Origin of the sequence: Sorangium sp. So ce302 (genome assembly GCF_051530145.1) — a bacterium.
In the GTDB taxonomy this organism is placed as follows: domain Bacteria; phylum Myxococcota_A; class Polyangia; order Polyangiales; family Polyangiaceae; genus Sorangium; species Sorangium cellulosum_B.
In genome coordinates, this window is record NZ_CP150326.1 from 2,026,848 (window position 1) to 2,045,860 (window position 19,013).

16 protein-coding genes are annotated in these 19,013 nt (G+C 71.0%); 7 read left to right on the forward strand and 9 right to left on the reverse strand.

Annotated elements, in window-relative coordinates; all coding sequences use genetic code 11:
* Nucleotides 1–74: 74 nt before the first annotated feature.
* From WME73_RS07800 to WME73_RS07840, 9 genes are all read right to left on the reverse strand, one after another.
* Nucleotides 75–1,370, reverse strand: coding sequence for a DUF58 domain-containing protein (locus WME73_RS07800; RefSeq protein WP_437915275.1), 1,296 nt, complete (start codon nucleotides 1,368–1,370; stop codon nucleotides 75–77).
* A gap of 5 nt (nucleotides 1,371–1,375) precedes the next feature.
* A complete protein-coding gene (locus WME73_RS07805) occupies nucleotides 1,376–2,341 on the reverse strand; it encodes an AAA family ATPase (RefSeq protein WP_437298446.1) in 966 nt (321 codons plus the stop codon).
* Nucleotides 2,338–4,413 (reverse strand): DUF4350 domain-containing protein, encoded by a 2,076-nt coding sequence (locus WME73_RS07810; protein ID WP_437915276.1) that lies wholly within the window; start codon nucleotides 4,411–4,413, stop codon nucleotides 2,338–2,340. Before WME73_RS07810 ends, WME73_RS07805 begins: the two co-directional genes overlap by 4 nt.
* Nucleotides 4,410–5,207 carry a hypothetical protein gene (locus WME73_RS07815; RefSeq protein ID WP_437744858.1) on the reverse strand — a complete coding sequence of 266 codons (798 nt, stop codon included), beginning with the start codon at nucleotides 5,205–5,207 and terminating at the stop codon, nucleotides 4,410–4,412. The genes WME73_RS07810 and WME73_RS07815 overlap by 4 nt, the downstream gene beginning before the upstream one ends.
* Nucleotides 5,204–6,184, reverse strand: coding sequence for a stage II sporulation protein M (locus WME73_RS07820; protein ID WP_437915277.1), 981 nt, complete (start codon nucleotides 6,182–6,184; stop codon nucleotides 5,204–5,206). The genes WME73_RS07815 and WME73_RS07820 overlap by 4 nt, the downstream gene beginning before the upstream one ends.
* Nucleotides 6,181–7,041, reverse strand: a complete 861-nt coding sequence (locus WME73_RS07825; RefSeq protein ID WP_437915278.1) for an RDD family protein — start codon at nucleotides 7,039–7,041, stop codon at nucleotides 6,181–6,183. Before WME73_RS07825 ends, WME73_RS07820 begins: the two co-directional genes overlap by 4 nt.
* A gap of 16 nt (nucleotides 7,042–7,057) precedes the next feature.
* On the reverse strand, nucleotides 7,058–7,645 hold the full coding sequence (locus WME73_RS07830; RefSeq protein ID WP_437744861.1) for an RDD family protein: 588 nt from the start codon (nucleotides 7,643–7,645) through the stop codon (nucleotides 7,058–7,060).
* Nucleotides 7,646–7,997: 352 nt separating this feature from the next.
* Nucleotides 7,998–8,732 carry a hypothetical protein gene (locus WME73_RS07835; RefSeq protein WP_437744862.1) on the reverse strand — a complete coding sequence of 245 codons (735 nt, stop codon included), beginning with the start codon at nucleotides 8,730–8,732 and terminating at the stop codon, nucleotides 7,998–8,000.
* Complete coding sequence (locus WME73_RS07840; protein WP_437744863.1) at nucleotides 8,713–9,558, reverse strand: PPK2 family polyphosphate kinase; 846 nt, start codon at nucleotides 9,556–9,558, stop codon at nucleotides 8,713–8,715. Before WME73_RS07840 ends, WME73_RS07835 begins: the two co-directional genes overlap by 20 nt.
* A gap of 355 nt (nucleotides 9,559–9,913) precedes the next feature.
* Between WME73_RS07840 and WME73_RS07845 the strand changes: the two genes are divergently transcribed.
* The 7 genes from WME73_RS07845 to WME73_RS07875 all read left to right on the forward strand — a co-directional run bounded on the left by WME73_RS07845 (nucleotide 9,914) and on the right by WME73_RS07875 (nucleotide 18,791).
* Nucleotides 9,914–12,139 carry a HAMP domain-containing protein gene (locus tag WME73_RS07845; protein WP_437744864.1) on the forward strand — a complete coding sequence of 742 codons (2,226 nt, stop codon included), beginning with the start codon at nucleotides 9,914–9,916 and terminating at the stop codon, nucleotides 12,137–12,139.
* 4 nt (nucleotides 12,140–12,143) lie between these two features.
* Nucleotides 12,144–12,554 (forward strand): response regulator, encoded by a 411-nt coding sequence (locus WME73_RS07850; protein WP_437744865.1) that lies wholly within the window; start codon nucleotides 12,144–12,146, stop codon nucleotides 12,552–12,554.
* A complete protein-coding gene (locus WME73_RS07855; protein ID WP_437915279.1) occupies nucleotides 12,551–13,126 on the forward strand; it encodes a YfiR family protein in 576 nt (191 codons plus the stop codon). The genes WME73_RS07850 and WME73_RS07855 overlap by 4 nt, the downstream gene beginning before the upstream one ends.
* On the forward strand, nucleotides 13,127–15,556 hold the full coding sequence (locus WME73_RS07860; protein WP_437915280.1) for a TonB-dependent receptor plug domain-containing protein: 2,430 nt from the start codon (nucleotides 13,127–13,129) through the stop codon (nucleotides 15,554–15,556).
* Nucleotides 15,553–15,879, forward strand: coding sequence for a hypothetical protein (locus WME73_RS07865; protein ID WP_437744868.1), 327 nt, complete (start codon nucleotides 15,553–15,555; stop codon nucleotides 15,877–15,879). Before WME73_RS07860 ends, WME73_RS07865 begins: the two co-directional genes overlap by 4 nt.
* A 405-nt stretch (nucleotides 15,880–16,284) precedes the next feature.
* Complete coding sequence (locus WME73_RS07870) at nucleotides 16,285–17,559, forward strand: PAS domain-containing protein (protein ID WP_437915281.1); 1,275 nt, start codon at nucleotides 16,285–16,287, stop codon at nucleotides 17,557–17,559.
* 125 nt (nucleotides 17,560–17,684) lie between these two features.
* Nucleotides 17,685–18,791 (forward strand): substrate-binding domain-containing protein, encoded by a 1,107-nt coding sequence (locus tag WME73_RS07875; RefSeq protein WP_437915283.1) that lies wholly within the window; start codon nucleotides 17,685–17,687, stop codon nucleotides 18,789–18,791.
* Nucleotides 18,792–19,013: the final 222 nt, after the last annotated feature.

Genomic DNA, 19,013 nt, shown 5'->3' on the forward strand with positions numbered 1-19,013 from the left:
GTGCTCGTGCAGGAGCAATGGATCAGCACCGATTGCTGCTGGAGCAGCAATGGGCGCCAGGGCCGCCGCGCAGATCAGAGCAAATGGCGCGCTTTGATCTCGAGATACCGGTTGATGAGCTGCCCGGTGAGCTGGCCGGGCGCGACGTCGAGCACCAGCGCGCCGTGGTTCTTGAGGTCGCGCACGAGCCGGTCGCGGAAGCTCGAGAGCTCGGCGGCGGCGCCGCGCGTGTACGGGTCGGCCTCGCCGCCCTCGACCAGCGCGTCGATCTCCACGTCCCGCAGCAGCACCATGAGCGGCAGGTGGCGCGGCATCACCCCGCGCATCAGGCGGAGCAGCTCGCTCGCGGCGACGTCGTCCACGACCTGCGTGAAGAGCACGATCAGGCTCCGCTTGCGCACGCGCAGGCCCACGTGCTGGAACGCCGAGCCGTAGTTGGTCTCGACGAGCTCGGGGTAGAGGTCATAACCGGCGGAGAGCACGTGCTTGGCCGCGCCCGCGCCGCTCACCGGGGGCGCGTAGCTCTTGATGCCGTCGGCGAAGGCGAGCAGGCCCACGCGGTCGCCGCCGCGCGCGGCGACGTGCGAGAGCATCAAGCTCGCGTTGAGCGCGTGATCGAAGAGCGAGAGCCCCTGCGTCTGCGCGGTCATCAGGCGGCCCGCGTCGAGGAGGAAGAGGAGGTTCTGGTTGCTCTCGAGCTGGTACTCGCGGCTGATGATCTTCTTCTGCCGCGCGGTCGCCTTCCAGTCGATGGAGCGGAACTCGTCGCCGCGGCGGTACTCGCGCAGGCGCTCGAACTCGCTCTCGCCGCCGCGCTTGCGCGAGGCGCGCAGCGCCGACGGATCGCGATCCTGGCGCGCCATGAGCTCGAAGGTGCGCACGGCCTGCACGTCGGGGTACACCTTGACCGGCGTCTCGGCCGGCACCGTGACCTGCCGGATCCAGAGGCCGAACGGGGAGAGGTAGCGCACGTGGTGATCGCCGATCGTGTGCGCGCCGCGGCGGGTGGGGCGCACGTGGTAGCGGGCCGTCGCGCGCTCCCTGGGCGGGAGCTCGAGCTTCACCGGCAGGTCGTCGCTCTCGGCGTGATCGAAGAGATCGTCGGCGACCTCGATCGAGAGCTTGCGGCGGGAGAGCGAGCGGATCTCGAGCGTGATCAGGTTCGGGCGCCCGATGGAGAGCACCGCGGGGGCGTGGCGCTTCACCGTCACCAGCGGCTTCCGCGCGAGGAGCGCGTCGATCGCGGCCCAGAGCGCGATGCCCGCGTCCGCGGCGAGCATGGGCAGGAGCAGCGTGCGATCGACGAGCGTCGCCACCGCGAGCCCGAGGGGCACGATCGCCAGCAGGACGAGGGCGCGCGAGGGGATCATCGCGCTCAGGCCGCCGTCTTCGGCACCTTGGCCTCGCGGAGGATGTCGTCGACGCAGTCGTCGGCGCTCACGCCCTCGATCTCGGCGTCGGGGTGCAGGATGAGCCGGTGGCGCAGGATCGCGGGCGCGAGCGCCTTCACGTCGTCGGGGATGACGTACTCGCGGCCCTCGCTCGCGGCCATGGCGCGCGCGACCGCGAGCAGGCCGATCGACGCGCGCGGCGAGGCGCCGAGGTAAACCGAGCGGTGCACGCGGCTCCGGCCGACGATGTCGGCGATGTACTCGATGATGCCGTCGTCCACGCGGATCCGCGCGAGCCCCTCGCGCATCTCCACGAGCTCGGCGGCGGTGGCGACGCGCTGGATCTCGAAGCGATCGAGGCGCGCCGCGTGGAAGCCGTTGACGTGGTTCTTGAGGATCAGCCTCTCGACCGCCTGCGAGGGGTGCTTGACGTTGACCTGGATCAAGAAGCGGTCGAGCTGCGCCTCGGGCAGCGGGTAGGTGCCCTGCGACTCGATGGGGTTCTGCGTGGCGATGACGAAGAACGGATCCGGCAGCGCGCGCGTGATGCCGTCGGAGGTGACCGCGAGATCTTGCATCGCCTCGAGCAGCGCGCTCTGCGTCTTGGCGGGCGCGCGGTTGATCTCGTCGGCGAGGAGGAGCTGCGTGAAGATCGGCCCCTCGTGGAAGACGAAGCGGTCTTCCTTCTGGTTGAAGACGTTGCCGCCGGTGACGTCGCTCGGCATCAGATCGGGCGTGAACTGGATGCGCTTGAAGGTGGCGCCGAGCACGTGCGCGAGGGTGCGCACGAGCAGCGTCTTGCCGAGGCCGGGCACGCCCTCGATGAGCACGTGACCGCCGGCGAGGACGGCGACGAGCGTGTGCAGGATGAGATCGTCCTGGCCGAGGAGCACCTTGCCGGCCTCGCGGCGGAGGAGATCGAAGCGATCGCGGAATTCAATCGGGTTCATGTCGTCTTTCGATCGGAGGTTCGCTGACCGGTCGCGTCGAGGAAGGCCTGGAGCTCGCGCACGAGCTCGAGATCGGCGGCGGCGCCGTCGCGCGAGCGAGGCGAGGGCCGCGCGCCGCGCGCGCTCTCGGGCGCGCGGAGCGACGAGGCGGGCGCGGCGTCCTCGCGGGCGCCGGAGGCCTCGACCAGCACGCGCATCACCTCGGCCTCGGGGCGGCCGGTGCGCGCGGCGATCGCCTCGGCGAGCGGGATGAGGCCCCGCCGGCCGGACCGGTGCACGCGCTCGCGCAGGCGATCGAGCGCCCAGCTCGCGTAGAGGCCCGCGGCGTGGCGCGAGGCGCGCGCGCGCCGGTAGGCGAGGCCGAGCGCGCGGGCGTGATCGGCGAAGGCGCGCCGGCCCGCGGCGGGCGGATCGCGGAGGCGCGCGAAGGCGCTGCCCTTCCAGAGGTACAGCAGCGCGAGGAGCAGGAAGAGCTGCGCGATCACGGGCCAGAGGTTCGCCTCGCGCACGGCCTCGAAGGGCGTCTCGGCGCCGACGCCGGTCCACTCGTCGACGATCTCGACCTCGGTCGCGTACGGCGCGAACCGGAGCAGATCGAGGAAGAGCTGCGCGTTGTCGGGGGCCGCGAGCGAGACGTTCGACACGAGGCGATCGTCCGCGACGACGACGACCTTGCCCTCGCCGAGGCGGCGGACGACGCCCGCGGTCGAGGACGATTCACCCCGGAGGATCATGTAGAGGTCTTCGGGCTCGTCGCCGTTCGCCTCGACGAGGCGCTTGCCGGGCGGGAGCGAGGCGCGGAGCCCGCGCGACCAGTCCGCGGCGAGCGCCGTCGACGTCTCGGCGTCCTGGGCCACGCGCAGGCCGAGCTCGACCTCGTCGGGCAGGCGCGGGAGCCCGGCGAGGAAGAGCGTGCCGCCCTTGTCGCTCACCCACGCGAACAGGTCCTTCCACGTCGCGTCGTCGATCGTCGCGCCCGGCAGCACCACCAGCGCGAGCGCGCGCTCGGGCGCCGCGAGCGCCTCGCCGCGGCGCCGCGCCTTGAAGCCCTGCTCGTCGAGCACCTCGAGCACCGCCTGGGTGCCCGAGGGCGACCGATCGCCGCCGCCCTCGTCGCCGCCGGCGTGCGGCGTGCAGGAGATGCAGGAGAGCGCGGCGGAGAGGCCGAAGGCGACGAATGCGAGCGCGAGAGCCCGGCTGACGAGCGGGACGACGCGGTCCATCACCGCGCGGAAGATCGGCTCGGAGGGCGGCGTGACGCCGAACTGCACGCCCTCCACGTCGCGCACGATCGATCTCATCGCGCCGTTGAGATCGGGCCGCTCGCGCAGGCTGCGCACGTAGTCGCCGTTGGTGCGAGAGGGGTGGATCTCGATGAGACCATCCCCGTCGAGGCGGCGCAGGAGCGCGGCGTACGCGTCGTCGATCGCGCGCGCGTGGTCGCCGCGGGACGCGTGGCTGCGCGCGCGCGCGAGCAGGCGCTGCACGTCGGTCTCGACCTCGCGCCTCGCCGTCTCCTCGGGCGTGGGGCCGCGCGCGGGCGCCTTCTCCTCCTTGGCCTCGTCGGCGGGCGCGCGATCGCGGAGCAGGTTCTTCATCAGCGCGTGGATCACCCCCCCGAAGAAGACCACGAGCAGGCCGATGAAGAGCACCGACGCGAAGAGGCTCATCCCCGAGAGATCGACGCGCATCTCGGGCCCGGGGCGGCGGCGCTCGTCCTCGTTCGGGCCGCGATCGGTCGGCGCGCCGCCCGCGCGATGTTTGCCGGACGCGCCGCGGCCGCCGCGGCCGGACACGGCCGATCGCGAGAGCTCGACCGGGGGCAGCTTGCACGCGGCGGGCAGCTCCGGGCACACGTCGCTCGATCCGGCGATGATCGGGCACCACGCGTGCTCCTCGGGGGTGAGCGGGTAGTCGTCCTCGTGGCAGAAGCGGTAGCGATCGTCCTCGAGGACGTCGCGCACGCTCCAGTGAACATTCTTTTCCGCGTCCTCCGCCCGGGCGTCTCGCGCGAGCGGCGCGCCCGCGGAGAGCGCGAAGAGGGCGGCGAAGAGGCGCGCGCGGCGGCTCACGCGGCGGCCCTCTTCTCGCCTTCGCGCGCGGCGATCGCGAGGAAGCGGAGCTGGATGTCCCAGCCGTCGGCGCGCGTGCGCGCGTCGATGTAGTGGAGGAAGCGCGCCGTCGCGACGTACGGGATGCCGGCGAAGAAGCCCGCGAGCGCGAAGGGCGAGCCGCCGTCGTCGAGGAGCGCGCCGAACGGCTTGCCGAGCTGGAGGATCGCGTCGACGAGCGACTGGCCGAGCAGCTCCACCGTGAGCGCGACGCCGGCCTGCGCGAGGAGCAGCGCGAGCAGCGCGCCCAGGACCGCGGCGACGCGGCCGGTGACGAAGCGGCTGCTGCGCTGGATGGCGTCGCCGGCGTGCGCGGCCTCGAGCAAGCTGGCCTCGTGCACGAAGACGAGGCGCGGCCAGGCGAGGGGGAGGCCGAGGAACATCGGGAGCGCCGCCGCGGCGAGCAGGAGGCGGCTCAAGAAGAGCACCCACAGGTACGACGAGAGGCGCGCCCTGAACAGGCGGAGCACCTGGCCCGCGCTGAGCTCCTCCGAGAAGAGCAGGCGCCCCACCGCGACGGTGAACACGCCTTGCGCGACGCCGCCGAGCGCGATCGCGACGCCCCACACCCCGAGCCACGACCAGCCCGCCGCATGCCGCAGCGCGAGGCAGCCGGCGAGCATCGGAAGGAAGAGGATCGCCGAGAGCCGCGCGTAGAGGCCGAGCGCGCGCGACATGCAGAGGCGGCAGGCGAGATCGAGGATCTCGGAGAGCGGGCGCGGGCGCAGCACGATCGCGGAGGCGCCGAGGTTCATCGCGAGGCCTCCTTCGCGGGGCGGCCCGCGAGCGCCAGGTAGAGGACGATGAGCAGCGAGAAGACGCCCGAGGCCGCCCACTTCACCGGCGGGGGGAGCCCCGAGGGGGACCAGAAGCCCTCGATCCCCGCGGCGATCAGCAGCATCGCCGCCGCGCCGAGGATCTGGCGCACGATCGACGGCGCCGCGCGGCGCAGCGAGCCGACGCGCGTGCGGCCGCGCGTCTCGACGAGCGCGTAGCCCATCTCGAGCCCCGCGCCGCCGGCGATCACGATCGCGGTGAGCTCGAAGGGCGCGTGGCTGCACATGAACGTCCAGATGTTGCCGCCGTGGCCCACGCTCATCACGTGGCCGACGACGGTGCCGGTGAAGAGGCCGTTGTAGATGAGGAAGAAGATGCTGCCCGCGCCGAAGAGCACGCCGGTGGCGAAGCAGCGGAAGGCGATGCCGACGTTGTTGAAGACGTAGAACCCCGCCATGCCCGTGTCGGTGCCCGCGTCGCGCCCGCTCGGGCCCTCGCTGTACATCTGGGCCATGCCCTGGAGCACCGGGCTCGGGAGCACGTGGGTGGCGAACTCGTCGGAGGCGAGCGCGCCCGCGATGCCGACGAGCGAGGGGAGGAAGAAGAGCGCGCAGGCGATCGCGAAGAAGCGGCCGTTCGCGCGCAATGCGCGCGGGAAATCGCGGGTGAAGAAGGTGACGATCTCGGGGAGGCGGAAGGGCTCCGCGCCGTAGAGCGTCGCGTGCGCGCGCGCGGCGAGCGCGTCGAGGTACGCGGTGAGATCGGGCGTGTAGCGCGCCGCGCGCGCGCGCATCAGATCGGTGCAGAGCGAGCGGTAGAGCGCGGCGAGGCGCGAGATGGCGGCGCCGTCCTTCTTCGCGAGCGAGCCGCTGTCGTGGAGGAGGAGGCCATCGAGCTCCTGCCAGTCCGGCCTGCGGGCCGCGACGAACTCGTCCTGGGAGCGGGCGCCGATCACGCGCTCACCTCCTTCTTGCGCTTGCGGCGGGGCTTTGGGCCGCTCGCGGCCCCCTCCTGGCCGCCGCGGTGCGCGTGCGCGCGGTGGTGGAGGACGCCGAGGAAGCGCGTGGCGTCCTTGTAGCGGACGCCCATGCGCTGCGCGAACACGGGCGCGGTCATCTCCGCGAGCTCGCTCGCGCGCGCGGGCGAGAGGCGATCGAGGCGGCGGAGGAAGAGCTCGATGGCGTCGAGCTCCTCGCCGGAGAGCGGGAGGCGCGCGGGCAGGCTCGAGAGCTCCGCGGGGCTCGGCGGCGGTCGGAGGACGAGCGGGCCGGCGACCGTGTGGCGCGCCTCGACGATCACGAGGGTGCCGCCCACGAGATCGCCGAGGCGGCGGAAGCGCGGATCTCGGCCCATGACGGCGAGGCCGACCGCGTACGTGCCGAGGAACGAGAGCGGATCGATGAACGGGGGGAGGAGATCCGCGGCGCGCAGCAGGTTGCGCAGCAGGCTGTCCCCGAAGCGGAGCGGCTGGCCGCCGTCGGTGACGACGCGCAGCGAGAGGGCGCGCTTGCCGGGCGTGCAGCCGCTCCAGAGGGTCTCGAAGAAGACATAATACCCCCACTCGATCGCGAAGAGGACCAGCAGCACGAAGCCCGTCGACGCGCCGCGCAGCGCTGGCCCCACGGCGACGCCGCCGATCGCGGCGAGCATCCCGACCGCGAAGACGATGATGCCGCGCACCACCAGATCGATGAGGTACGCGAGCGCGCGCCGCGCCGGGCCCGCGATCTGGTGGCGGAACCGCACGTGCTCCGGCGTCTCGATCTCGGCGCTCGTGTCGAGCGCCTCGCGGAGCGTCTCGCGGTGGATCATGCGGCGAGGAGGGCGATCAGGATCCCGCCCTGGGCGGGGCGAGGACGACCTTGGTGCCGGCGATGCGATCGTGCAGGCAGCGGCGGTCATCGCTGAAGATCATGAGGCCGTCGACCAGGTTGACGATCGAGCTGAGCGCCTGGCCGACGGCTGGGATGAGGCCGGGGAGCGCGATGAGCCAGTTGCGGACGATGACGCCGGACACGAAGTCGACGCGCGAGCCGTCCGCCTTGGTGATCTTGATCTTCGTCCACTTCTTCCCGAGCGTCTGCCCGCGCGTGGCGATGAGGTACCACTGGTAGATGACGAGCGGGAGCGGGCCGAGGAGCGCGCCGACGCCGATCATCAGGTAGAGCTTCCCTTCGGGGTAGGGCGTCCCCTCGTCGGTCGCGACGCCATCCATCGCGCCGGTGGCGACGAGGAGGATCACGGCGGGGATCACGGAGCCGACGAGCAGCAGGTTGTCGAGGATCCGCGCGCCGAGCCGCGTGCCGCGTTCGGCGAGGATGTGCTCGTCCGGCTCGTCCTCGCCATAGGAGCGCGCGTCGTCGGTCGTCGGTGCGGCGTACGGGTTGTACTCGTGCCTGGGATCGTCGAGCTGCATGCCCCCTCCTCCTCGTCGGAATTGCATCACCCGAGCGGCAGCGCGTCAATCGGCCGAGCCGCTCGGCCCCACACGGCGCACGCGCGGCGGCGCCCGGCCACGGGCTCCCTGAAAGACGAGCACGTCGGCGAGCCAAGGGCCGTCCCCCCCGGCGGCCACCGTGGACGACCTCCTGACTGCACCGCGTGAAGTCACGTGTCGAGTCGTCGACGAGTACAAAGGTCGTCGCTCGGCCCCGCCGGCTGGGGGGAAATCGACTGTTCATGCAACCACGGAATCCTTCGCGTGGACTCCGTGCCATGGCATCAGGGGCTCACGCTGGTCGCAGCGTGCGATTTGCGCTCTGCGCCTGCTAGGGCGGATATCGGTCGGGCGCCCGGGGGAGCGAGAAGGTACCGCGGATCCGCTCGGCCGGGCGGTTCAAACGCGCGCTCATGGTCGCCTCGAAGGTGCCCTTCACAGGCGCTCCGACGCTGGTGAACTCGGTGACCCTGAGCTTCGCGGTGTCCGAGGTCCACTCCGACCCTGTCTTCGGATCCAGGAAGCGCACCCGGATCACCTCGAGCTCTCCCGGCAGCTTGAGGCCGGTGGCGACGATATCGAAGTACGTGCCTCCTGCGCCGCACGAATCGAGGATGAGCCGCGGCGCCTTCGCGTCGGGATCGAGGACCTCCGCGTAGGGCCCGGGCATGGGATCCGCCACCTCGTAGGTGAACTGGCACGGACCCTCGAGTCGACGCACGCTCCCGCCCTGCTCGATCTCGATGCGGCCGTCGCCGCCGATGCGCGATCCGCGCCTTTGCAGAGCGGCGCCCGGCTCGGCGCTCGGGGCAGAAGGCGCTTCGACCTTCGGCAGCGCCGAGGCGAGGGGCTGGGACGGCGCGGGGGCGCGCGCGGGCGAGGCGGGCGGCGCGGCCGCCGGAGCGGACGACGCCGGTTCTGCGGTCGTGCGGTCCCGCTCGGGCGACGACGGACAGGCAAGGAGCTGCGATGCCACGAGGCCGGCCGCCCCGACCTGGCTTGCCGCCCGCCTGCGCGCGCCGCTCAGCGCCGCATCTCCTGTCCGCTCACCCCTTGTTCCGCCCACCCCGCGACCTCCGGTACTCGTCGAGCTCCTCGCGGCCTGCCTTCCCGTTCCGCTCGAGCGTCTTCAGCCAGCCGTCGCGGTATTCCCGCATCGTCTCCGCCACGGTCTCGGCGACGACGAGGTTGCGGTACCACTTCGCGTCGGCCGGCACGATGCACCAGGGCGCGTGCTTGGACGAGCAGCGCCGGAAGACCTCGTCGTAAGCCTCCGTGTACTCGTCCCAGTGCTCCCGCTCTTTCCAGTCGTTCACGTTGAGCTTCCACGCGGTCGACGGGTTCTCCTCGCGCTCCAGCAGCCGTTTCTCCTGCTCCTTCTTGCTGATGTGCAGGAAGAACTTGATCACGATGGTCCCGTGCTCGGAGAGCAGCTCCTCGAAGTCGTTGATGTGACCGTAGCGCTCCCCCCACAGCGACTTGGGCGCGAGGTCGTGCACGCGCACGACGAGCACATCCTCGTAGTGAGAGCGGTTGAAGATGGCGAACTCCCCCGCGCGCGGCGCCTGCCGGTGGATACGCCACAAGAAGTCGTGCTCTCGCTCCTCCTTCGTGGGCACGCCGAACGAGCTCACCGTGACGCCGCGCGGGTTCAGCGCGCCGACGACGTTCTTGATCGCCCCGTCCTTGCCGGCCGCGTCGCGGCCCTGAAGGACGATGAGGATGCTGTGCGTCCTCGCTCCCCACATGAGCTCCTGCAGCTCGAGCAGCTCTTCGCCGAGCTCCTTGAGCCGCTCCGCTGCCTCCTGCTTCGTCGCGTCCCGAGCCGGATCGGTCGAGACGTCATCGAGGCGAAACTTCGAATCAGGCTTCGTGAGTCGCGTGATGGGCATGTCCGCGAGCCTACACGAACCCGCAGCGTCGCCATCGCCGGAGTGACGCGCGACGTCACGGCGCCGCGGCGGCGGCGAGCAACGCGTGGACCTGTTGACGCATGGACCCGTTGCCGTTGACGCGACGAGCGGACAGCCACGTCGGCGGCGCGCGAGGAAAATCCTGTTGCAGAAATGAAATGAACTACGTACCGTCGAGGTCGGAAGGGCATCGCCATGCGCCTGTCCTCGTCCCTCGGGTGCTTCCGATGGTGCGCCTGGCGAAGCTTCTGCCGTGGAGGGGGGCGCGGATGACGCACGCTCTTGGATTCGACCATTTCTTGGTTCGGATACGGCCTGCCGCGCCGAACGCGTGATGTTGGTCTCTGCCCCTGTCTCCCGGCCCCCAGCGGCTCACCGGCGGCGCACCGGCGTTCAGCTCGGCATCGGCGTCAAGCTCGCCGCAGCGACCGTGGTGGTCCTCACCAGCGTCACCGTGCTGGTCGCCAATCAGGTGATCCAGAAGACACGAGATGACCTCGTGTCGGCGAAGGCGAACGCCGCGTCGATGATGGCGGATCTGCTCTCGGGCTCCCTGACCGCGCCGCTCGATTTCGGCGATCGGGACACGGCGCAGGGCGATCTCGACCAGCTCCGGTCGAACCGCGCGCTCATCGCCGCGGTCGCGTGGGGCAGCGACGCCGAGCCCGTCGCCAAGGTCGGTCAGCCGGAAGGCGGTCTGTCGGCGTTCACCGCGCGCGGCGCCGAGAACCAGGTCCTGGAGCGCGAGATACGCGTCGCCCGCCCGATCGTGCGCGACGACGGGCGGCGCCTCGGGACGCTCGTCCTCGTCTTCTCCCTCGAGCCCGAGAACGCCGCGTTCGCCGCGGCCCGCCGCAACATCCTCGAGTTCGCGGGCATCGTCGGCGCGATGACGGCCTTCCTGCTCCTCGCGTTCGCAAGGTGGCAGATCGTGCGTCCGCTCTCGAGGCTCGTCGACGCCGCGCGGCGCGTCGGGGAAGGGGACCGCGCCGTCCGCGTGAACGTCCGCACGAACGACGAGCTCGGCCGGCTCGCCGACGTCTTCAACGCGATGAGCTCTGCCATCCTCGAGCGCGAGGGCAGGCTCGAGATGGCCACGGAGAGCCTCCGCGAGCTCTTCGACAACATGCGTGAGGCCATCGTCGCCTTCGGCCCCGACGGCCGGCTGGGCAGCGAGGCCTCGAAAGAAGCCAGGCAGATCTTCGGCGACCGCGCCGCGGAGGGCAACCACGTCGCGGAGCTCCTCTACCGCGGCGGGCCGCTCTGCGTCGAGAGCCAGGCGCTCCGGCAATGGGTCGACGCGGCGTTCGACGCCGAGGTCGACGCCTTCCCGGAGGTCGCCGAGCTCGCCCCGCGCGAGGTGTGGTTCGAGCGCGCGCCGGGCGACCGGAGGTTTTTGCGGATCGAGCTCTGCCCCATCGTCTCCGGCCAGAAGATCGCGCGCATCATGCTGCTCGCGACCGACCAGACCGAGCTCAGGCGCCTCACGGAGAGCGTCAAGACCAAGGACGAGGAGCACGCGCGCCAGATCGCCGCCATGCGCCGCCTCATCGCCGGCGGCGGCCAGGTCTTCGTCCGCTTCATCGAGATCTCGCGCGAGCGAGTTGACCGGTGCAGCGAGATCCTGAGGCCCGGCGGGGAGCTCGGCCCCGCGGACATCGACGAGCTCTTGCAGCAGCTGCACACCATGAAGGGCGAGGCCCGGTCGTTCGACCTGGAGCGCCTCGCGGACGAGATCATGACGCTCGAGGACGAGCTCTCCAGGGTCCAGGCGCGCTCGCGCTCGGAGGACAGGCCCTCGGTCGAGGGGCACTCGGCGTCGTGGCGCTCGCGGCTCACCCGCGTCGCGGACGAGCTCACGCGCGCGCAGGAGACGTTCGTCGACGCCTCGCCCGTGGGCAGCGCGATCCTCGACCAGATCACGGTCCGCCGCACGGACGTCACCCGGCTCGGCGAGCTCGTCGGCCCGCAGGGCGGCGAGGCCGCCGAGATCGTCCGCCGCCTCGCGGCCCGGCCGTTCGGCGAGGTGCTCGCGCCGCTCCTCGAGCGCGTCCCCCGCTGGGCCGAGCGGGAGGGCAAGCGCGCCCGCCTCGAGATCGACGGCCGCGAGGCCTCCATTCCTTCGGATCTCGCCCGCTTGCTGCCGGGCGTGTTCCTCCACCTCGTGCGGAACGCGATCGCCCATGGAATCGAGCCCCCCGACGCGCGCAGCCGGATGGGCAAGCCCGAGGTCGGCGTGATCCGCGCCAGCTGCATCGAGGAGCGGCCGCTGCCCACCCTCCTCGTCGAGGACGACGGTCAGGGCATCGACTTCGACGCCCTCGCGACGAGCGCCGGCGTCGATCCGAAGGATCTGCGCCGGACGCGCGAGCTCCTGTTCACCCCCGGCGTGAGCACGAAGGGCGACGTGAGCGACCTCGCGGGCCGCGGCATCGGCCTCTCCGCGGTCCGCGCCGATCTCCTCTCGGTCGGCTGGCTCATCGAGGTGGACGCGTCGCGCCAGACCGGCACGGCGTTCGTGATCCGCCCCCAGGCTGTCCCTCTCAGCAACGGAGAATGACTCGATGTCACACGGCGGACGCATCCTGGTGATCGATGACAGCGAGATCGTGCTGATGCGGATCCGCGTCGAGCTGTCGAGCGCGGGCTACGAGGTGGTCACGACGACGCAGCTCGTGGGCACGGCCCGTCACCTGCGCGGCTGCGATCTCGTCATCGTCGACTTCTTCATGCCGGGCCTCGACGGCGCCGCCGTCCTCCGCTCGCTCAAGGCCGCGGTGCCCGAGGGCGAGAGGGCGCCGCTCTTCTACCTCTACACCACGGACGCCGAGGCCGGATCGCGGTACGCGGAGCTCGGCTTCGACGGCGTCTTCAGCAGGAAAGGCGATCTCCTCGCCCTCACCCCGCAGGTGCAAGCGGCGCTCCGCATCCGCAAGCTCGCCGGCCTGTCGCGCGGCAAGGAACGCAAGACATGACGCCTCGCCGGCGCGCCCTCGTGCTCGGCCTCTTCGTCGCGGCCGCCCTCGTCCCATTCCATGTCATGGCGGAGCCGGCGACGGCGCCCTTCGCCGTGCAAGCGGAGATCGTCACGCGCATCCTGCCGTACGACAGGGGCTTTCCAGAGCGGGTGAAGGGACAGGTCTCTTTCCTGCTGCTCTCTCGGGCGGGCGACGCGGACTCGGCGAGCGCCGCGCTTCAGATGAGGAGGGCGCTGAACGACATCGGAAAGGTGCGTGACAAACCGATCCGGGTGGAGAGCGCCGAGTACTCGAGCGCGGCCGAGCTCGCCGCGACGTGCCGCGCGCGCGACATCAACGTCGTGTACATCTCCTCGGGGCTCGGCAGGGAGGTCGCCGCGATACGCGGCGCGCTCACGGACACGGGCATCCTGAGCTTCGCGGCCGTGGAGCCCTATGTCTCGCAGGGGGCCGTGCTCGGCGTCGACGTCGCGGACGGCAAGCCGCGCATGAGCATCAACCTCGCGCAGGCCCGGGCCCAGCACATCGACTTCCCTGCTCCCATCCTCAAACTGGCAAGGATTTACTGAGTGAGCTCGACCCGTCTCGCACTGCTCTGCGCCGCGTCGCTCGCGTGGTCGACCGCCGCCCCGCGCGAGGCGCGGGCCGAGGACGTCAGCTCGCTCCTCGAGATCCTCGAAGAGAACGTCGTGTCCGGCGCCTCGCGCTCCGCGGAGCGCGAGAGCGACGCGCCCGCCATGTCGTCGGTGATCACGGGCGCGCAGCTCAAGCTCTTCGGCATACGGCGCCTCGCCGACGCGCTCACCTTCCTCGCGAGCGGCGTCTTCGCGCACGACCGCATGTCGGTCCCGGAGGTCGGCGCGCGCGGGGTCGCCCTGACCCGGGACTCGAACAGCCACGTGCTGATCGTGCTCGACGGCATGGTCGTGAACGAGCAGGGCGGCGGCGCCGTCTTCCTGCACGATATCCCGATCGAGATCGTCGACCACATCGAGGTGGTCCTGGGCCCTGGCTCCGTGCTCTACGGCGCGCAGGCCATGCTGGGGGTCATCAACGTCGTCACGAAGAAGGCCGCCGATCACCAGGGCATCCGCGCCTCCCTGACGCTCGGGGCGTCGCCGCCGCTCGACGAATCGGGCGACATCCGGGCGCCGGAGGTCGAGGGCGTCGGGGGCGAGGGCACGGCGGCGCTCGGCTTCGGGCGCCGCTTTACGCTGCTCGGGCAGCCCGCGGGCGTGGTGGCGGCGGTCGACATGCACCGCTTCGAGGGGCCCGAGGTGAGCTTCCCGAAGCAGCGGCTCCCGGTCCTGGCGGACGGCGTGTCCGTCATGGATCTCGGCTCGCACGCCGAGCCTGGCTCCTGGGGCGGCACGGTGGAAGAGCAGTGGTTTCGCCGCAAGGCAGGCGCCTTCGTGCGCCTCGACGTCGGCGACCTGAGCGCCGTCGCGCAGGCGACGCGCTCGTCGTGGGCCGCGCCATTCATGGATCTCCACGAGAACCGCGTCGGGGCCTATGACGACGCGCGCAACGACAACACGCAGACGCTCCTCCTGACCAGCGTGCGTTATCGCGCCCGTCTGAGCGAGCGGCTCGAGGGCGTGGCGCGCGGCTACTTCGGGTTCAGCCGGATCGAGCGCTCGCGCTACGTGGTGGGCCACGACCCGCTGGTGCCGCACGTCCCGATCGACGTGCTCGATCCGGAGCAGTGCCCGCGCGGCCCGTCCGGTCCCTGCCGGAAGGACGCGCTGTTCCTCTCCCGCTGGGTCGGGCTGGAGCTCCAGGCGCGGTACGACTGGGCAGGCGACGGCGCCTTCACGACCATGGCGGGCCTCGATGGGCGCCTCCGCACGTCGGCCTACGAGTTCGTCGCGTTCGACGAGCTCACGGGGAAGAGTTATGGCTCCGACCCGGCGCGCACGCGCTGGCACGGCGGCGGACACCGTCTCGAGGACGAGGCCGCGCTCGGGGCCTATGTGCAGCAGACGCTCCGCCTGTTCCGGCCCCTCTCGCTCAACGCCGGGATCCGGGTCGACCTCGACTCGCGTATCCCGCTCGAGTACGTGGCGAACGCGATCTCGCCGCGCGCCGCGCTGATCCTCACGCCGGACGAGCGCGTGTCGCTCAAGCTCATCTATTCGAGCGCGTTCCGCGCCCCCAGCTTCGTCGAGCTCTACACGGTGAGCGGCAGGCTCCTGCCGAACCCGGACGGCCTCAAGCCGGAGAAGGTCTCCTCCCTGGAGGCGGTCTCGTCGTTCCGGAGCGGCGCGTACTCCTTCACGGCCGGCGGCTTTTACTCGGACTGGCGGGACGTCATCGAGCTCCAGCTCCTGAGGGCGAAGGCGCCCAGCGTCTCGAGGTACAACAACGTGCCAGGCATCGAGAACTACGGCGCGAACCTCGGCTTCGAGACGAGCTTCCTCGAGCGGAAGCTGCGCGTCGGCGTGAACTCCACGTTCGCCGCGACGCGACGCCGCATGTCCGCCGAGCAGATCACCCGGAACGCGCGGTTCGGCACCGGCGACGACGTCCCCATCACGGTCGCGCCGCAGGTGTACGGCAACGCCCGCGTATCGTACGAGGTCGGCTCTGGCGCCGTGTCCCTGGCGGCCGCCTACATGGGCCGGCGGATCGCCGACCAGGCGTACTATGGCGGCGATCCGTCGAACATCGCCCCTCGCCCCGAGGTGCCGCCGCAGCTCGAGCTCCGCGCGGCGGTGACGGGCGCGATACCCGGGGTGAAGGGCGCCGGGTACACGCTCGGCGGGCAGTACGCGTTCTCCGCCCATGAGCCCTACGTCGTCGGGCCGAGCCAGGGGCAGCCGCGCTACCTCGTCGAGAGCGGCCCCACCGCGGATTTCGCGTTGAGGAACCGCCTCACGCTCTTCGCCGGGATCGAGCTTCACCTCGACGACGACGACGCCGCAGGCAGCCCGGCCGCGGCGGCCAGGCCCTCCTCCATCGCGACCGTCGGGCGCGCGAGCCACGGAGCTTCACCGTGAAGAGCACACGTTTTCCCGCGCTCCTCATCCGCCTGTCGGCCATGACAGGCCTCCTGGCGGGGGGCTGCGTCGAGGTCGGCCACCCCATCGAGGTGGGCTGCTTCGTCGAGGACGACAACCCGAACTGCTTCGACACGGGCGTCTCCGCGAGCTCTTCTCAGGCGAGCGGGACCACCGGGGCCGGCGGGGCTGGCGGAGGCGGCGCGAGCGCCGATGGCGGAGGCGGCGCAGGCGGGAGCGCTGATGGCGGGGGCGGCGCAGGCGGTGACGGCGGCTCTGCGGGCTCGGGCGGCTCGGGCGGCTCAGGCGGAGCCGGGCTGTGAGCGCGCCGGCTATCGCCTCATCACGGTGGATTGCGTCAACCTATCGCCCCATGAGGGGCCGAATCGTCCACCGTGGAGTCATCTCCGACGGTACCCTACTGTCGATTGGCATGCTCTCCGGCTGGAACTCGCATGGTCGGCATCGTTGGAACGAGGACGCAAAAGGCGTTGACAGTCGATCTTGTTTGCCATAGTCGTAATGATGCAACTCGGCTGGACCTCCGTGTCCCTGTCGTGAAGGGGGAGCGTGCACGACCGAAATTTCTCTGGCGGTCTTCTCCTGCCGACGCGCATCAGGGAGCCATCGACATGAAGGCGAGCGCCGTCCTCATCGATGTACCACGAGAAACGAAGTGTGATCTCCTGCCCTGACCGGGCAGGGAGCTCTCGAGAGAAGTCCCCGCGATGCCCGCGATGCCCGCGATGAACGAGACCGAGGCCAGCCGGATGCAGGGCGCGACGATCTCGCGAGCCCAGCGGATACTCGACGCCTTGCCGGTGATCGTGTGTGTTCTGGACCTCGCGGGACCGCGGCTCACGGGGCATAACGCCGCGCTCGTCCGGGCGCTCGGCTGCACGGAAGAAGAGCTCCTTTCGCGGGGCGTCGAGGCGCTCTCGGCGCGAATTCACCCCGACGATCTCGCCGGCCTCGCCGCGCGCGCGGCCGAGCTCGCCGCGGCGCGCGACGGCGGGGTCGTCGAAGGCGAGCTGCGGGCGCGCAGCATCGAGGGAGGGCAGCGCGAGCGCGTCTTCGCCGTGCGCGCGGAGGTCTTCACGCGAGGGGACGACGGCGCCGTGCGCGAGGTCGTCCTCTTCGCAGAGGACGTGACTGCGCGAAAGCGCCGCGAGCAGGGCGGCCGAAGGAGGGACGCGGTGTTCGCGGCGCTCTGCGACCGCGCCCCTGTCTTCATGTACGCGAAAGACCGTGACGGCGCCTTCCTCCTGGCGAGCCGCTCGACCGAGGAGCTCGTCGGGGCGACCCCGGGCAACATGCTCGGAAAGACCGATAGGGACTTCTGTCCGGCGGAAGTTGCGTCTATTTACAAGGACGTCGATGACCTGGTGCGGAGGACCGGCGCCCCGTTCGAGGCCGAGGAGATCGTCCCGCAGGCCGAGGGCGATCGGACCCTGTACACGATCAAGTTCCCCCTCCGCGGCGAGGGCGTCCCGGAGGGCGCGGTCGCCGGGATCTCCGTCGACATCACGCGGGTCAAGGCGGCGGAGCGCGAGCGAGAGGCGGCGCGGGACGAGCTGATCGCGGCGCAGCAGGACACGATACGGGAGCTGGTGACGCCGCTCTTGCCGATCGCCGAGGGGGTGCTCGTGATGCCGCTCATCGGCTTCTTCGACAGCGCGCGGGCGAGCCGGATCATCGAGACGCTGCTCGAGGGCGTGGAGAGGCACTCGGCTCGCATCGCGATCATCGATATCACCGGGGTCAAGGCGGTGGACGTCCAGGTCGCCGAGATGCTCGTGCAGTCCGCGCGCGCCGCCGGGCTGCTCGGGGCCCAGGTGGTGCTCACGGGCATCCAACCGGCGATCGCGCAGACGCTCATCGAGCTCGACGTCGATCTGCGGGGCCTGGTCACGGCGGGGACGCTGCGGAGCGGCATCGCGTATGCGGTTCCGGTCGGGCAAGCTCGCGGTGGACAGGAGCCGCGCCAGTTGCGCCGCGAATGAGAGCGAGGCGCGCGTAGCCCGCGCCATCGCAGGGGGGGTCCCGGATGTCGGCGCGCGCACAGCCGCGCTGAACCGTCAGGGGACGGTGAAACGGGTCGAACGATATCGAGAAAAGGAGGGGATTCATGGTTCATCGCGCCATCTCTGGGGGCATCTTTCTGGCGACCAGCGCGCTTGCCTGCAGCTCGGGCGAAAGCACGGCGGAAGCGCCGCTGACCATCGCTTACATCACCCACAACAAGTGCAATCGGTTCCACGATCTGGGTCGCGCGGGCGCCGCGCAGGCGCAGCGCGAGCTGTCGACGACGAGCGCGCGGCCGGTCAACGTGATGATCCTGGACCCTGAATGTCCGGAGCTCACGGAAGACGGCAAGCCGCTGGACCCCGACGACGCCTGCTACCTTTCCCGGCCGCAGATGAAGGTGCTGCAAGAGGTCATCGACCTGAAGGTGGATGCGATATCCGTCGATGTCTTCGACGGTGTCTGCGAGAACGATCTCGTCAACCAGGCGGTGGACGCCGGCATCAAGGTCGTCACGTACGGCGGCGACGCTCCGGCCAGCAAGCGCCACACCTACTACGGCATGGACAACAAGGCCGCTGCTGCCTTCCTCATGGATGCGCTCGCGACCATCAACGGGAAGACCGGCAAGATCGCCTTGCAGACGATGATGGATGACGACGGTAACGGAGTCTACACCCCCACCCCCGCGGGGACGTTCATCGACCGGCTCGCCGGCTTCTCCGAGGCGCTGAAGAAGTACCCGGACATGACGAACGTCGTGAGCCTCCCTTGCGTGTGCTGCGATTACGCGATCCCTTTCTGCGCGGGGACCGCGGAGGAGGCCCTGGAGAACGACCCGGAGATCACGGGCTTCTTCTTCTCCTACAGCAAGCTCCTCGGCGAGCCCGACCTCGCGGCGAACGCGAAGACGCTCACCGCCAGAGCGAAGGAGAAGACCATTCACTCGGTGGCGTTCGACACGCTGCCGGAGTACATGGATCGCATGCGCGCGGGGTACGTGGACGTGCTCCTCGGCCAGAAGCTGTTCGGCTGGGGCTACGATACCGTCATGCTCGCGTACGATCTGGCCACCACCGACCGGCAAGTGAGCGCCTTCACCGACGCTGGCTGGTACGTCGTCTGTCCGAACAACCTGGAGGAGTTCGAGCGCAACACCCAGGCGATGGACTACCGGACGCCCCTGTCGAAGTGCAGCTTGCTCCCCTGAGCCTCGCGTTGCTCGGCACGGCAGGCCGCATTGCGTGACGCGCGCCGCGATCGTCGCTTGCGCGGGTAGGCCAGGCTACGGCGCCGCGCCGCGCCGGCCGGCCGGCCGGCCGGCCGCGACAGCGAGGCGGCGCAGCGTCTTCGGTTTCGCCGCGCGCGCGCCGTGGCTATCATGGGTCGAGCTCTGGTCCGCGCGTCCGCCGCCGGGCCTGGAAGGAGCCGC